The 16032-nt window shown below is 39.8% G+C and carries 16 protein-coding genes; 12 read left to right on the top strand and 4 right to left on the bottom strand.

Annotation, left to right across the window (positions count from 1 at the left end):
• The first annotated feature begins 315 nt into the window (after window positions 1–315).
• From JWR61_RS21335 to pdxH, 12 genes are all read left to right on the top strand, one after another.
• On the top strand, window positions 316–3309 hold the full coding sequence (locus JWR61_RS21335; RefSeq protein WP_301929728.1) for a SusC/RagA family TonB-linked outer membrane protein: 2994 nt from the start codon (window positions 316–318) through the stop codon (window positions 3307–3309).
• A gap of 19 nt (window positions 3310–3328) precedes the next feature.
• Window positions 3329–4948 (top strand): RagB/SusD family nutrient uptake outer membrane protein, encoded by a 1620-nt coding sequence (locus tag JWR61_RS21330; RefSeq protein ID WP_301929727.1) that lies wholly within the window; start codon window positions 3329–3331, stop codon window positions 4946–4948.
• Between the two features lie 25 nt (window positions 4949–4973).
• Complete coding sequence (locus tag JWR61_RS21325) at window positions 4974–5813, top strand: SusE domain-containing protein (protein WP_301929726.1); 840 nt, start codon at window positions 4974–4976, stop codon at window positions 5811–5813.
• Between the two features lie 45 nt (window positions 5814–5858).
• Complete coding sequence (locus JWR61_RS21320; RefSeq protein ID WP_301929725.1) at window positions 5859–7661, top strand: SusE domain-containing protein; 1803 nt, start codon at window positions 5859–5861, stop codon at window positions 7659–7661.
• 583 nt (window positions 7662–8244) lie between these two features.
• A complete protein-coding gene (gene rplM / locus JWR61_RS21315; RefSeq protein WP_301929724.1) occupies window positions 8245–8688 on the top strand; it encodes a 50S ribosomal protein L13 in 444 nt (147 codons plus the stop codon).
• A gap of 45 nt (window positions 8689–8733) precedes the next feature.
• A complete protein-coding gene (gene rpsI / locus JWR61_RS21310) occupies window positions 8734–9123 on the top strand; it encodes a 30S ribosomal protein S9 (protein WP_301929723.1) in 390 nt (129 codons plus the stop codon).
• A gap of 75 nt (window positions 9124–9198) precedes the next feature.
• Entirely contained in the window at window positions 9199–10086 is an 888-nt protein-coding gene (gene rpsB / locus JWR61_RS21305; protein ID WP_290340785.1) for a 30S ribosomal protein S2, read from the top strand.
• A gap of 144 nt (window positions 10087–10230) precedes the next feature.
• The gene (gene tsf / locus JWR61_RS21300; RefSeq protein WP_301929722.1) at window positions 10231–11052 is read left to right on the top strand and encodes a translation elongation factor Ts; all 822 of its coding nucleotides are present in this window, start codon (window positions 10231–10233) and stop codon (window positions 11050–11052) included.
• A gap of 121 nt (window positions 11053–11173) precedes the next feature.
• Window positions 11174–11887, top strand: a complete 714-nt coding sequence (pyrH, locus tag JWR61_RS21295; protein ID WP_290340781.1) for a UMP kinase — start codon at window positions 11174–11176, stop codon at window positions 11885–11887.
• Between the two features lie 203 nt (window positions 11888–12090).
• Window positions 12091–12573: a hypothetical protein gene (locus JWR61_RS21290; protein ID WP_301929721.1), complete on the top strand. Its 483-nt coding sequence runs from the start codon at window positions 12091–12093 to the stop codon at window positions 12571–12573.
• A gap of 64 nt (window positions 12574–12637) precedes the next feature.
• On the top strand, window positions 12638–13231 hold the full coding sequence (locus JWR61_RS21285) for a Yip1 family protein (protein WP_301929720.1): 594 nt from the start codon (window positions 12638–12640) through the stop codon (window positions 13229–13231).
• A 90-nt stretch (window positions 13232–13321) separates the two neighbouring features.
• The gene (pdxH, locus tag JWR61_RS21280) at window positions 13322–13963 is read left to right on the top strand and encodes a pyridoxamine 5'-phosphate oxidase (protein WP_301929719.1); all 642 of its coding nucleotides are present in this window, start codon (window positions 13322–13324) and stop codon (window positions 13961–13963) included.
• Window positions 13964–14024: 61 nt separating this feature from the next.
• Here the strand turns inward: pdxH and JWR61_RS21275 are convergent, their stop codons facing one another.
• The 4 genes from JWR61_RS21275 to JWR61_RS21260 all read right to left on the bottom strand — a co-directional run.
• On the bottom strand, window positions 14025–14141 hold the full coding sequence (locus JWR61_RS21275; RefSeq protein WP_301929718.1) for a 30S ribosomal protein THX: 117 nt from the start codon (window positions 14139–14141) through the stop codon (window positions 14025–14027).
• An 83-nt stretch (window positions 14142–14224) separates the two neighbouring features.
• Window positions 14225–14494 carry an HU family DNA-binding protein gene (locus JWR61_RS21270; RefSeq protein WP_290340769.1) on the bottom strand — a complete coding sequence of 90 codons (270 nt, stop codon included), beginning with the start codon at window positions 14492–14494 and terminating at the stop codon, window positions 14225–14227.
• A 293-nt stretch (window positions 14495–14787) separates the two neighbouring features.
• The gene (locus JWR61_RS21265) at window positions 14788–15093 is read right to left on the bottom strand and encodes a DUF4286 family protein (protein ID WP_301929717.1); all 306 of its coding nucleotides are present in this window, start codon (window positions 15091–15093) and stop codon (window positions 14788–14790) included.
• Window positions 15080–16032 (bottom strand): hypothetical protein (locus JWR61_RS21260; protein WP_301929716.1); only part of this gene is annotated, 953 nt, incomplete at its 5' end. The genes JWR61_RS21265 and JWR61_RS21260, both read right to left, overlap by 14 nt.

Below are 16032 nucleotides of genomic sequence, written 5' to 3'. Positions count from 1 at the left end.
ATTTCTTCTCAGGTTTACTATCAGCACCAACTCTGTAATAATTTTTTTTCTAAAAGCAGCGTTAATTCACACAAAACGGTCTAGATTTGTGTAATATATACACATTGTAATAATGTAAAAAATACACATTACTATTGTGTAAAAAATACACATACAAAAATTTAACCAGCTTTATTAACGAATGGCTGCTTTATGAAATACCACAAACTGTTTGCAACTGAGAATATCTGTTCACCCTTCCCCGGATGAGTTCATCTTCCCCTCCACAACATTTTGCCTGCATTTCTTCTGCCATCAAAAAGAAAAATTATGCATATGAAAAAGAGCATGAAAACATGTTTCAGGTTTTTTTCAATGACGCTTGCCGTATTGCTGCTTTCCGCAGCGGCTATGGCACAAAGTGTTGTTACCGGAAAAATTACTGATTCAAAAGACGGCAGCCCTGTTGGCGGCGCAACCGTAACAGTGAAGGGTACACAGCGTTCCACACAAACCGCCGCTGACGGTACTTACAAATTAACCGTGGCCTACGGTTCAACGCTTGTTTTTACCTCAGTTGGTTTTGGCCGCCAGGAAATAGCGGTAAATGGCGCAACAATGAATGTAAGCCTCGTTACTTCAAGTCAGCAGTTAAGTGACCTTGTTGTGGTAGCTTACGGCACACGTAAAAAAAGTGATTTGACAAGTGCAATCACTTCTATTTCTTCCAAAGATTTTCAAAAAGGTGCTATTGCTTCCTCCGAACAATTGTTGCAGGGAAAAGTAGCCGGTTTGCAAATTACAACAGGAGGTGGTGCTGCCGGTGGTGGAAGTACTATCCGCATCCGCGGCGGATCTTCTATCAGTGCAAGCAATGATCCTTTGATTGTAATTGATGGGGTACCGGTGGATAACAATAACTTACCTGGTTCAGCTAATTTACTTAATACTATTAACCCGAATGACATTGAATCAATGAGTGTTTTGAAAGATGCATCTGCAACTTCATTGTACGGTTCAAGGGCATCAAATGGTGTAATTCTTATTACTACTAAGAAAGGCTTAAAAGGAAAAATCAAATTCAATTTTAATACGCAATTGTCTGCAGGTGCAGTAGCTAAAAAAGTAAGTGTATTAACTGCTGATCAAATCAGGACTATTATCAACACGGATGCAATGACTTCCGGAAATAATACCTATAAAAGTTTATTAGGCAGCGCCAATACTGACTGGCAGGATCAGATTTTTCAAACAGCAATCGGAAATGATAATAACCTGAGTGCAAGTGGAGCAATTGGTAATATCCCTTTCCGCATTTCGGGAGGTTATTTGAACCAGGACGGAATTTTAAAAACAGATCATTTTAACCGTTATTCTACTGCTTTAAATTTATCACCTAAATTTTTGGATGATCATCTTTCTATCAACCTGAATGTTAAATACTCTTCTACCAGTAACCGTTTTGCAGACCAGGGAGCTGTAGGTTCTGCGGCAGCATTTGATCCTACTCAACCAGTTTACGATGCTACACACAATGGCAAATGGGGTGGCTATTATGAGTGGTTGCAGCCAGGTACAACATTACCAATTGATTTGTCAACACGTAACCCGCTTGCTTTGCTGGAGTTAAGACATAACACGTCTACTGCCAACAGAATTATTGGTAATGTGCAGCTTGATTATAAATTACATTTCTTTCCTGATCTGCATTTGCAGGCCAACTTGGGTTTGGATAATGCGAATGGCAGCGGACACGACAACCGGGATTCTATCATGGCGACCGACTATAAAACAGCTGGCCGGTATGCTTACTACAAACAAGGCAAGCAAAATAAACTGGCCGAAGTTTCCCTGTTCTATACAAAAGATATCAAAAGCATTAAAAGCAAAATAGACGTGCTGGCATTGCATGGTTACCAGGATTTTTTAACCAACGTATCTAATTATGCCAGCTACGGACAAAATGGAGTAGTAATTGCCAACAGTGTTCCAACGTTTGCTACTGACAAACCAGAGTACAGGCTGGAATCTTATTTGGGCCGCATGAATTATTCTTATGACAATAAGTACTATTTAACAGCTTCAGTCCGCAGGGATGCAAGTTCAAAATTTTCACCTGCTACCCGTGTAGGTTATTTCCCTGCTGTATCAGCTGCCTGGAAACTGAAAGAAGATTTCTTTAAAAATACCCGTTTATTAAGTGAATTAAAATTGCGTGGAAGCTGGGGTGTAACCGGTCAGCAGGATATCAGCGGAACAGGTGGCAGCTTTAATCCATTGTATCCATACCTGCCAGTTTATTCAGTAAGTAATTCTTCTGCACAATACCAATTTGGAAATGCATTTATCAGCTACCTCCGTCCGGGTGCATACGATCCCAATATTAAATGGGAAACAACAACTACTTCCAACCTCGGTCTTGATTTCGGATTTTTAAACAACCGTATTTCAGGGTCAGTGGAAGTTTATCAAAAGAAAACAAAAGATTTATTAGGTGCTGTACCACAGGCTGCAGGCCGCAATTTTGATATTTCTATCGTAACCAATATTGGTAACCTGGAAAGCAAAGGCGTTGAGTTTGTATTAAATACTACACCTGTAAAAACAAAAAACGTTACCTGGGATTTTGGATTTAACGTGGCTTATAACGAAGATAAAATTACCAACCTGGGTCCGTCAAAAGCAATACCCCAGAGTGGTATCAGTGGTGGTACCGGTAACCAGATTGGCATATTTGACGTAGGATATGCACCTTTTACCTTTAATGTTTACCAGCAGGTGTACGATAGCAAAACCAGCAAATTGATTGAAGGATTATATGAGGACAGAAACAGGGATGGTGCTGTAGATGCAAAAGATCAGTATTATTATAAAAAGCCGGCACCAGATTTCTTGTTAGGGCTTAGCACACAATTAATGTACAACAAATGGGTGCTTGGCCTGGCCGCACACGGCGCTTTTGGCAACTACCTGTATAACAACTTCAACTCCAACAGCGGGGTGCTGCGTTCTATAAAAAATCCTATCAACTTCATAGGCAATGCAGGAACAAATTACCTGTCAACAGGTTTTATAAATAACCAGTACCTGACTGATTATTATATTGAGAATGCTTCGTATTTACGGTTGGATAATATCAATATTGGTTTTAATGCCGGTAAGGTATTCGGCAACAAAGTTTCTTTAAGGGTAAACGCCAGCGTTCAGAATGTGTTTGTAATTACAAAGTATTCAGGACTTGATCCGGAAAATTCTGATCCTCATGGAGTAGATAATAATATCTATCCACGGCCACGTATTTTCTCATTGGGTTGCAATCTTGATTTCTAATTTGATAAAAATATTTTTTATGATAAGTAAAACATTTAAAAAAATAGTTGTTGTGTTTGTTGCGGTTGCGGCTGTAACATCCTGCGCAAAAAAGTTGGACTTAAATCCAACAAATGATCTTACACCGGATAAAGTTTATTCCACACCAGCAGGATATAAAAGTGTACTGGCTAAAATTTATGGAGGACTTGCTTCCGGCGGTAACCAGGGACCTGCCGGTCAACCGGATATCAGCGGTAACCTGGATGAAGGTTCACAAATCGCTTTTATACGTCCATATTTCAACTGCGAGGAACTACCAACTGATGAAGCCGTAGTAGCCTGGAATGACCAGACCATACACGATTATCACAATTTATCATTCACCAGCGCTGACCCGTTTTTAAAAGGAATGTACGCCAGGCCGATGTACAATATTACTTTGGCAAATGAATACCTGCGCTACTCCACCGATGAAGCGGTGGCTGCCAATGGCATTACCGGCGCAGACGCTACCAGCATTAAAAGCACCAGGGCGGAAGTTAGATTTTTAAGAGCGTTTAATTACTGGCTGATGATGGACTTGTTTGGCAACTCTACTTTTGTAACAGAAGCAGATGTTGTTGGCGGACCATTGCCAGCGGAAATAAAAAGAGCTGATTTGTTCAAATATATTACAGGTGAATTAAAAGCAATTGATGCTGACCTGGCTCCTGTTAAAACCATTGAATACGGCAGAGTTGATCAGGGCGCTGCATGGGCTTTACTTGCCCGTGTTTACTTAAATGCAGAAGTGTATACTGGTACGCCCCATTATGACAGTGCAATTTTTTATGCATCCAAAGTAATTGGCGGCGGATATGCATTACAATCCAGCTATGCAAAATTATTTATGGCTGACAATGACAAGCAAAAAAATGAATTCATTTTTGCGGTGCCTATTGATGGTTTACATACACAGGGTTATGGTAACACAACCTTTATAGCACACGCCGCATCAGGTGATGAAGCTACTTCTGATTATGGAGTTACAGGTGGAGGATGGTATGGCTACAGAGCTACATCCGGCCTGGTAAATTTGTTTGCTGATAAAACAGGTGCTTCTGATACAAGGGCCATGTTTACCACTTCAAAATATGGCACCGGTTCAGCCCAGCTGGCTATAGCCGATATCAGCAATTTTGACCAGGGGCCACATGTTGTTAAGTTTGTAAATAAAAGATCAGATGGTGCCAAAGTGAATGACCCTACAGGTTATTTTGCAGACATCGATTTTCCTGTTTTCCGTTTACCTGAAATGTACCTGATCTACGCAGAAGCAACCCTTCGCGGCGGTGCAGGTGGCGATAAAACAGCCGCATTGACTTATCTGAATTTATTGAGGGCCAGGGCTTACGGAGGAACAGCAGCAGGTCAACTGACCACAGGTGATTTAACCACCCAGTTAATATTGGATGAGCGGGGACGTGAATTGTATTGGGAAGGTCATCGCCGTACCGATTTAATCAGGTTCGGGTTACTGACTTCCGGTACTTATTTATGGCCATGGAAAGGTGGCGTTGCTTCCGGTACCGCGGTGGATGCAAAATATAATTTGTTCCCAATACCTGCTACTGTCTTATCAGCTAATTCTAACCTCACCCAAAATCCGGGGTATTAATCACTCACTGCTAAAATCAAAAAAAATGAAAAAAATAGTAAAATCATTCTTTCTCTTTTCTATGCTGGCTGTGGTGTTTACTGCCTGCAAAAAAGATGAAAATAAAGTTTATTTTGAAGGCGGTACAAGTCCTGTATTAAGCAGTTCGGTTACTGCAAGTACACTTCCGCTTTCTTTTGCAAACAAGGATAATGCAGCGCTGAATTTAAGCTGGACAAATCCGAATTATATGTTTAACACCGGCGTTAGTTCGCAGGATGTAAGCTACCAGGTTGAAATAGACACTACTGGTGCCAACTTCACCAGCGCTTCCAAACAAACAGTTTCGGTAAGTAAAGATTTAAGTAAATCATTTTTAGTATCAGAATTTAACGGATACCTGTTGAACCAGCTGGTACTGACTCCGGGAGTTTCACACAACATAGAATTAAGGGTAAAATCTTTTTTGGGCAACAACTCCGCAGGGTTATACTCCAATGTTTTAAAATACAAGGTTACTCCTTATGCTATCCCGCCTGTAGTGGAGACTCCAACAAATGGTACATTATGGCTTACCGGTGATGCAACTGCTTCAGGGTATGCAAATCCTTTGCTTGCACCCTATGATATGAGCCAGAAATTTAAGATGGTTTCAGCTACACTATATGAACTTACTGTAACCATGAAAGGTGGGGGCGCTTATAAACTGATACAGGAACAAGGTAAATGGGATACGCAATATCACATGAAAACAGGTGGGACATGGGATGCCGGCGATTTTGAAAAGAAGGATTCAGACCCCGGATTTGCAGGACCAGCGGCAGCAGGCAGCTATAAAATCTCTGTTGATTTTCAGCGGGGAAAATATGCTGTTACCAAATTGTAAAACTAACCAGCCAACAAGGCTTATAATTTCTAAAATAATTTTATTATGAAAAATATTTTTAAACTTCTGCTGCTTGCAACGGGTATGTTAATAATGTATTCATCCTGCAAGAAGGTAGACCCATTGCCTTTTTATGCCAATGGCGCGGCGCCGGTACTTACCAGCTCTGCCACAACCATTGCTCCTACGGCCAACGATTCAAGTAAAGTTGTTGTCACTTTTTCCTGGACGAATCCGAAATATGCAACTGATTCGGCTACCCAAAAATTTATTCTTGAAATAGATTCTGCAGGCCGCAATTTTGCTAAAGAAACAGTCAGTATTGTAAGTGGCCAACCTGGTATTTCTTTTACAGGTCAGCAGCTCAATAATATTTTGGCAAATTTTGGATTTGCTGCAGGCAAGGCGTTTAGTTTTGATATAAGGGTTACTTCTTCTTATGGCAATAATAATGAACAGCTCAAGTCTAACGTAATTAAAGTAACTATTACCTCGTACCTGGTTCCTTTAAAATTAACTCCATCCTCATCAAGCTCATTGGTATTGCTGGTTAGCAATGCTACCAGTAAAGCGGTTTCGTTTAACTGGAAGTCAAGTCCATATGGAGCTAATATTATTAACTATGCAATTCAGCTGGATACAGTGGGCGGTAACTTTACCAGTCCACAACTTATAAAATACGGCAGTTCATTAACTTCAGACTTTACAGTAACTGATTTGAATTCGGCAGCAATTGCTGCAGGTGCAATTGGAGGGTCTACTAAAAATGTTGAATTCAGGGTGGTTAGCTATTTGGGTACCAACTACGATAACCCATTGGTTTATTCAGATCCTGTCGTAATCAACATTACCACATTTACTCCCATTCCTGAAAATTTTTATATTGTCGGCGATGCTACAGCACTGGGCTGGAACAATGACGCAGGGTTGTCACCAACGCAACAATTTACAAGGCTGGATGCTGTTTCTTATGGTATTATAGTGAACCTTACTGCTGGCAAAGGATATGTATTTGTACCGGTTGCGGGAAACTGGGATCATAAATTTGGTGGCACCAGCGCTACCGGCGGTACTTTACTGGCTGATAACGCAGTTCCGGGTTCAAACACTCCATCACCGGCTACCAGCGGTACTTATCAAATAGTGGTAAACTTCCAGACAGGTACTTACACAGTTACACCTTATGCTGGTGCAGTTCCTGCTAATTTGTATATTGTCGGCGATGCTACCGCATTAGCCTGGAATAATACTCCTGGTTTAGCACCTAAGCAGCAATTTACCCGGCTGGATGCTGTTTCATATGGCATTATAGTTAATCTTACTGCCGGTAACGGATATGTATTTGTTCCTGTTGCGGGAAACTGGGATCATAAATTCGGTGGTACAAGCGGAACAGGCGGTGCATTGCTGGCAGATGGTGCGGTTCCCGGTAGTAATACCCCCGCTCCTGCAACAACCGGACTTTACAAGATAATTGTGAACTTTCAAACAAACACCTATACTGTTACACCTTATACCGGCGTAGCCGTTCCCGACAATTTATATATAGTGGGAGATGCCACCGCCGGAGCCTGGTCTAATCCGGTTCCTACTCCATCACAGCAATTTACACAAACAGATAATGCAACCTTTGAACTTACAGTACCTTTAACCGGTAGCGGCGCTTACCTGTTCTTGCCATTGAATGGTAACTGGGACCACAAGTTTGGCGGTACTTCGGTTACCGGAGGTGCTTTACTGGCAGATAATGCAGTTCCCGGATCTAATACGCCAGGGCCAACAGTTGCTGGTAATTACAAAATCGTTGTAAACTTTATCCGGAATACGTACACTGTAACCAAACAATAATTTAAAGACATTACAATTTTACAGCCAGCTCAATTTTGAGCTGGCTTTTATAATTTTATTGAGATGCATATTTTATGATTAAGCTTTTTTAAAGTGTTGTATGAAATTTTCAAATCGGACAGCAACACTTTTATATTGGTAACCACTTTTTTTATCGCCGGCAAAAGGCCGGAAGCGGTTACCAGTTCCTCCTGTAACTGAAATAAAAAATGCATTAACGGTCAACGCTTGCAATGGTTAAATACCTTTCATTTGATTTTGAAACTAAACCGTTACGGGTTATAAGCTATATAAAATATGTCTACATATTTTGATACATCTAACCTGTAAGATGCCGGTCAAAAATGTCTTCCTGAGGCTGGAGGATCATACCTGTTACCAAAATTCAGCAGTAGCTAGCCTCATTCTTTATCATGATTAAAATAACTGGTCAAAATATTTATTGTAAATCAGTTAGTTATAAAGCTTCGATAAAAAATACATCCATAATTAGTAGGAAATTAAAATATTGCATCCTACCTTCGCCGTCCATTAAAAAAAGCCCTTCGGGATAGCGAAGGCATCACTTAAAAAATAAATACAAATGAGTAAACTACATTTCACCACCAAACATGCGAACGAGGCTACCGTTACACACAACTGGTATGTAATAGATGGTACTAATCAAACCGTTGGCCGCATGTGTTCTAAAATTGCAGCCGTTCTTCGTGGTAAGAACAAAGCTTATTACACTCCACACGTTGATTGCGGAGATTATGTAATTGTAATTAACTGCGAAAAGGTTAAACTGACCGGCAATAAAATGGATGAAAAAGTATATGACAACTTTAGTGGTTACCCTGGTGGCCGCAAGGAAGAAGTAGCGAAAGATCTGTTGAAGCGCAGACCAGAAGTGATCATCGAAAGAGCAATCAAAGGGATGTTGCCTAAAAATCGTTTGGGTCGCAAGATGTACAAAAAGTTATTTGTATACGCAGGTGCAGAGCATCAGCACGCAGCTCAGAAACCAGCCGAATTAAAATTCTAAATCACCAACAAGCTGGCAAAATTGCCTGCTAAAAGATAAAAATAAATGGAAAAGCAAAAAAACGCAGTTGGCCGTCGTAAAGAAGCTGTAACCCGTGTTTTCTTAAGCAAGGGAGATGGTAAAATAACAATCAATGGTAAAGACTATAAAAACTATTTTTCTTTGGTTTACCTGCAAAACCAGGTTGAGTCTCCGCTGAAAGCTGTTGAATCAGCTGATAAATTTGACATCGTTATCAACGCACAGGGTGGTGGCATCAAGGGCCAGGCCGAAGCAGCTAAATTGGGTATTGCCCGTGCATTGCTGGAAGTTAGTTTAGACTATCGCCCGGTATTGAAAGCAGCTGGTATGCTTAAACGTGATCCACGTTCTGTTGAACGTAAAAAACCAGGTCGCAAAAAGGCAAGAAAGAGCTTCCAGTTCAGCAAGCGTTAAACTGTTATCTCCTGCAAGGGAAAAATGGTTTCACGGTTTCAAATTTTCAAATTTTCAAATTTTCAAAATATTAAGATGGAAAATACTTCCTTACAACAGCAACTTCTCGAAGCAGGTGTTCACTTTGGTCACTTAAAAAAGAAGTGGAATCCCAAAATGTTGCCTTACATTTTTGCTGAAAAAAAAGGTATCCACATTATTGACCTTAACAAAACAGTAGAAGGTTTACAGGAAACTGCTGCTGCCTTAAAGTCAATTGCAAAGAGTGGTAAAAAGATCATGTTTGTCGCTACCAAAAAGCAGGCAAAAGAAATCGTTTCTGATTGCGCAAAACGCATCAACATGCCTTATGTAACAGAACGCTGGTTGGGTGGTATGCTTACCAATTTCAATACGGTTCGTAAGAGCGTAAAGAAAATGCAGAGCATCGAAAAAATGCTGAATGACGGAAGCATCGACAATCTTACCAAGAAAGAACGTTTAACACTTACCCGTGATAAGGATAAGATGGAAAAAGTTTTAGGTGGTATTGCACAAATCAGTCGTGTACCAGCCGCTTTATTCCTGGTAGATATTGGCCATGAGCACATCGCCCTTGCAGAAGCAAGACGTTTAAACATCACTACTTTCGGTATGGTTGATACCAACTGTGATCCTAATAAAGTTGAATTTGCTATTCCTGCAAATGACGATGCAACCAAATCAATCGCTATTATTGTTAACTACATTACAGCGGCAATTGCAGAAGGTTTGGCAGAGCGTTTGGCTGAAAAAGATGACGACGACAACAGCAACGACAGCGACGAAACTGCAGAAGCTAAAGCAGCCCGTTTTGAACAAAAAGTAGACAGCGCTGACGAAAGAAATAAAAGAGCAAGAGGTGCTGCACCAACTAAACGTCGTGTACCCGGACCTGGAGCAGGCGGCAGAAGACCAGCAGCTGGTGGAAGCGGACCTAGATAAGATTTATGACAGAGTGTTTGTGTAACAGCAATGGTACTCTGAAATTAATCAATTGAGATCTTAGTTCTTTAAATAAAAATCTTACAATCCTGCAAAATTCATTTGTGTAAAAGCAGGTGAATTTTTGTAGTTAAAAATACTATTATGAGTGCAACAATTACCGCAGCAGAAATCAATAAGCTGCGCCAGACAACAGGAGCCGGCATGCTGGATTGCCGTAAAGCATTAACCGAAAGCAATGGTGATTTTGAAGCTGCCATTGACTGGTTACGCAAACAGGGACAAAAAGTTGCTGCAAAACGCAGCGACAGGGAAGCTAAAGAAGGTGTGGTATTGGCAAAAACAAGTGCTGATAATGCAACAGGTATCATTGTTTGCATCAGTTGCGAAACTGATTTTGTAAGCAAAAATGCTGAATTTGTAGCCTTTGCTCAAAGCATTATGGATGCTGCAATTGCCAGCAATGTTAAGAGTGTAGAAGAGTTAAATGAAGTAGCAATCAATGGCGCAAAAGTATCTGAACTCATCAATGATAAATTGGCTGCCATCGGTGAAAAAATAGCAATCAAATTCGAAAGAGTTGATGCGGCTTATGTTGCATCTTACATTCATGGGGCTAACCGTATGGGTGTATTGGTAGGTTTTAATAAAGAAGCTGCTGAAGCCGGAAAAGATGTGGCAATGCAAATTGCTGCAATGAATCCACTGGCGATTGATGAAACCTCTATTGCACCGGAAACAATTGCAAGAGAAAGAGAAATTGCTATTGAGCAAATTAAAGCCGAAGGCAAGCCTGCAGAAATGGCTGAAAAAATTGCCGTAGGAAAAGTAAATAAATTTTTTAAAGACAATACTTTATTAGCCCAGGCATTTGTAAAAGACAACAGTAAATCTGTTGCTGATTACCTGAAAGGCGTAAATGCTGATTTAAAAATTACTGAATTTAAGAGAGTAGCATTAGGATAATTATCCGGCATATTTTTTAAAAAAGCGAAGCGAAAGTTTCGCTTTTTTTATGCTCATCATCTTTAAATTTTATCACGAGCCCATAAAACAGTTATCTTCGCAGCGCAAAAAAAAACGCTTTATGCTTCCAAAGTACAAACGAATTCTACTAAAATTGTCCGGTGAATCTTTGATGGGCGATAAAAATTTTGGCCTTGACAGCGATGTGATCGCCAGGTATGCAAGGGACATTAAAAGTATTGTAGAGTTGGGTGTACAAGTGGCCATTGTTATTGGAGGCGGTAACATCTATCGCGGCATGAACGAGGCTGAAACAGGCATAGAAAGGGCACAGGGCGATTATATGGGCATGCTGGCTACCATGATTAATGGTATGGCCTTACAAAGCGGCCTTGAAAAGGCGGGCGTATATACGCGTTTGCAAAGTGCTATTAAAATGGAGCAGGTAGCCGAACCTTATATCCGCCGCAGGGCGATGCGACATCTTGAAAAGGGCCGGGTGGTAATTTTCGGTGCAGGTACAGGCAATCCTTATTTTACCACAGATACAGCCGGTTCATTAAGGGCGATCGAAATTAAGGCCGAAGTTATTTTAAAAGGTACCCGTGTTGATGGTATTTACACCGCAGATCCGGAAAAGGACGCAACAGCTACTAAGTTTCAGAATATTACTTTTAATGAGTGCATTAGTAAAAATTTAAAGGTGATGGACATGACGGCTTTTACATTATGCATGGAAAACCAATTGCCTATTATAGTTTTTGATATGAATAAAGAAGGCAACCTGCTGAGAGTGGTGAGTGGAGAAAGGGTAGGTACACTGGTGAAAGGGTAAAAATATTTAATTGTTATAAGAGCTTCCGCAGCAATGCCGGAAGCTTTTTTATTTTACGCATATTGAAATTGTTAAAACTACCAGCCAACTATTGGTATAACGGTTCAAAAATCAGGACAGTATTACCAATACGTTTGCAGAATATGGTTAACTTAACAGGATAGAAATTAATAATTAACTATTGAAAGCTTTGGTAACACCCGGTGAAAGGAATAGATAACTATAGTTTAATAAACAAAATAAAACACCTCGCGGCAGAAAATGAAAGCCTGAAGGAAAGGTTAGCTGAGTGCGAACTGATTGCAGCCACACGCCAGAAAACTATCCTTGAACAGAAACTGCAACTGAGTGAAAATAGCGAAGTAAAGAGCAGGCTGGATGAAGAACTTACTGCGACTGCAACAATAAAAAATTTAATCAGCGAAATAGTAATGGATGATTCCGGAAGCAGGCTGCAATCAAAGTCAGGTAAAGATGATTTAAAATATCAGCTGGAGGAACAGAAGCGGCAATTTGTACAGTTGCAGTCAAAATTAAGCGACTTGCAAATGCAGGTACAGGATTTAAGCAACCGCAATCTGGCACTGCAACAGCAATCGTCCCGTGTGGCAGAACTGGAAAGTCTGCTGGCTGATGCCGAACAGGAACGGGATGAATGGAAAGCACTTTATAATCTTCGGAAATAAGAATGCTTAAACAGTTGTATATTTTTAAAATCAGTTCATTATTTACCCGCTAAATTGTCCAGGTATGAAGCTTATTGAACGAATTAAAAACATGATCGCTACTCCAAAAACGGAATGGCAAACCATCAATACGCAACCAGAAACACTACCTTCAGTTCTATCAACTTATGTGCTCCCGCTCGCATTGGCTGGTGCAGTTGCTATATTTATAGGTTATAGTTTTATAGGCATGGACTATGGTTTTTTTAGAATGCGGGGTATGGAGTGGGGTATCAAGATGGCATTGCTGCGATTCATTTCAGCCTTAATAGTTGTAATTTTAACTACCTACATACTGGATGCGCTTGCACCTTCGTTTTCTTCTGAAAAAAATATAGATAAGTCTGCGCAGTTGGTTGCTTATAGTTGTACACCGGCTTTTGCGGGCACACTGCTTTCTATTATTCCAAGCCTGGCATGGTTGGGAGGGGTGTTTGGTTTATATGGCTTTTATCTGATGTACCTGGGTTTGGGGCTATTGAAAAAAACACCAGAGGACAAAAAGGTAATTTATCTGGTAGTTACCATAGTTGTAATGATAATTTTATACGCATTGGTAGGAGTAGTATTGGGAATGGTGATGCGGACAAATTTAAATGCGCTTAATAATACCGCCTAACTGATAAATTTTTACCTATTAAAAAGTATCTTTTGCATAAAGGGGCTTTTTTTGTTTGCGTTAATTAGCAGAATTTTGCAAATAAAAAATATGAGTACGATAGCTGATATAAGAAAGGAGTACATATTGGAAACGTTAGATGAAAAAGGAGCTGAAACCAATGCTATAAGACAGTTTGATAAATGGTGGGAGGAAGCGACTGCCAGTAAAATAGATGAGGTGAATGCTATGACGTTGGCCACGGCAACACCAAATGGTATACCATCTGCCCGCATAGTTTTACTAAAGGGGTACGATGACGATGGGTTTGTTTTTTTTACAAATTACGAAAGTAATAAAGGCAAAGATCTCGCCGCTAATCCAAACGCCTGCCTGGTATTTTTTTGGAAAGAACTGGAGCGGCAGGTAAGGGTAGAAGGCAGGGTTGAAAAAGTAAGCAATGAAGAAAGCGATGCTTATTTTTTTTCAAGGCCGCAAGGCAGCCAGGTAGGGGCATGGGCATCGCCCCAAAGCAGTATCATTGAAGGAAGAGAAGTGATTGAAGCCAACGTTTTAAAATACAGCCGGCAGTTTGAAACGCAGCCTTTGCAACGGCCGGCTCATTGGGGTGGGTATCGCTTAAAACCGCAATTAATAGAGTTTTGGCAGGGAAGAGAAAGCCGGCTTCACGATCGCCTGCAATACACTTTGCAAAGCGATTATAATTGGAAAATTGAACGGCTTGCACCATAAAAAAATAATGGATAATCGTAGCTGGAAAAGCAACAAGTATCCATTATGAAAATCATTTTTATCAGGATTCTTTAGTCTTAGGTGCTGCAGTTTTTTTTGCAGGCTTAGATGGTCTTGACTTACCGAAAGATCCTTTGGTGATCTTGCCTTTTTTTGTTTTAATATCTCCGCGTCCCATATACTATTTATTTTTAGTTTTGAAATTAGATTAAAAAAGCAAGACCGTTATACGTCTTGCTTTTTAATGTGTTTGGGCAAACATTACAATTTACCAGACAATTCTTTACCTGCTTTAAACTTAGCTACTTTTTTAGCTTTGATTTTAATAACAGCGCCTGTTTGAGGATTGCGGCCATTACGGGCAGCTCTCTTAGATACTGAAAAAGTACCGAAACCAACTAAAGTTACTTTACCGTTTCCTTTTAATGTTTTTGTAACTGCTTCTACAAAAGAGTCTAAAGTTGCATTGGCTTGTGTTTTTGTAATGCCTGCATCATCAGCAATTTTTGCAATTAATTCTGCTTTGTTCATAATTATATTTTTGAAATTTATTTAACAGCAACAAATATAGAAGCTTTTTGATTGCAACAAAATTATTTTCTGTAAAACTTTATTGTATTAAATCGCTGAAAACCGCAAGGAATAAGGGATTTACGCATTCCTGCAAATAAACAATTGCATTGTTAAAATTTAGCGAAGCGCCCAAATCCTTATTGGTAAAGAGTTTCAGAGGATGTAATTCTAAAAATCAATACCCGTGCGGTTTTGCTGTTAATATACAAACGATTTTAATTAAATAAACCCGCTATTTTTATTTTGCACAATTAGTGCACAACTTGCATAAGTGATCGAAAAGCAATGAATTTATTGCCCCATTTATCAAATGCTTTTTGTCGCATTAATGGTGCAAATTTTTCAATGTAGGTATTGTACAAGGCCTTGTTTTCTGCATGGTATTGTATGGTATAGGTCGGGCCTTCGGTATCGTCTGTTTCCAGCAATTGGGCAAGCGTTGCATTGGTAAAACAACCGGTTCCTATTATCTCTGGTATATGTTCATTTTTAGCCCATTCAACCCAGTCGTTTTTTATGGATCCATCTATTTTTGTGGTCACGTTATAAATTATCATTGTGTTTGGTTTTATCAACTTCTGTAATCATTTTTTTTGTAAAGAACAATAACAAAAGTAGTATGACTGCAATGGCCGTCCAAAGCAGCCACTTGTTATTTTTTTGGATAACTGCGGGAATAATTTTTTCATTGGCTGCAATTATTTCTCGGGTTGATAAAGTCTGGTTGCTGTCAGATGAAATGGCACTATTCAGATGGCTTAAATCATACGCTGGTTTTGTCGCTGCCGGGTTATCCATTATCAGTTTATATCCATCTCCCTTTTCAAGATAAGCTACCAGGTAACCATAGTCTGATGCAGTGTTTATATTGTTTACTATTAAGGGTAAGTTATCATCGTTGTTTATTAGCAAATAAAAAACACCGGGATTAATAAGCGGCAGTTTAAATTGTAATGTACTGTTGTTTGAAACCGTAAAGGACTGAATTAATTTACCAGGGTTGGAAAAGGAACCGCTGTCACCGGTCGGCACATATAAACTGGCCTGCCTGTAAAAGTATTTAGGCCCACTTAGTTTAAAACTAATGTTATTGAAATGATATGCTTTTTGCTGGATGATTTTGACATAAGAAATTTTGCCACTGTCTTTTTGAACAATCGCTGGTACGGGGTTTTGCAATATTTTATTAACCGGAATTTTTGGTGAACCGGGATGGCTTTCCTGAACTATATCCCGGATATTAAAAGGATCCTTGTTGTCATTGAAAATAATAATTCTGAAATACTGATAACTGCTTGGAGGGAAATCAATGCGGATGGTATTGACTGCAGAATCCCGCTCAGCGGATGGGTTCAGCAAGATGCTATCGTTAATGACAAACCAATTCTTTTTATCATCACTGCCGCTTAATGTACAAAATCTTTTTGCTGCGGTGTTTTTGATTGTAAGGCCTACATTGGAAGTCAGCCCTCCGGGTGATTTAATGGTAACAATTG

Origin of the sequence: Ferruginibacter sp., assembly GCF_028288465.1 — a bacterium.
Lineage (GTDB): Bacteria > Bacteroidota > Bacteroidia > Chitinophagales > Chitinophagaceae > Ferruginibacter.
Note: the sequence above shows the minus strand (reverse complement) of the source record. Positions and strands in the feature narration are given on the sequence as shown.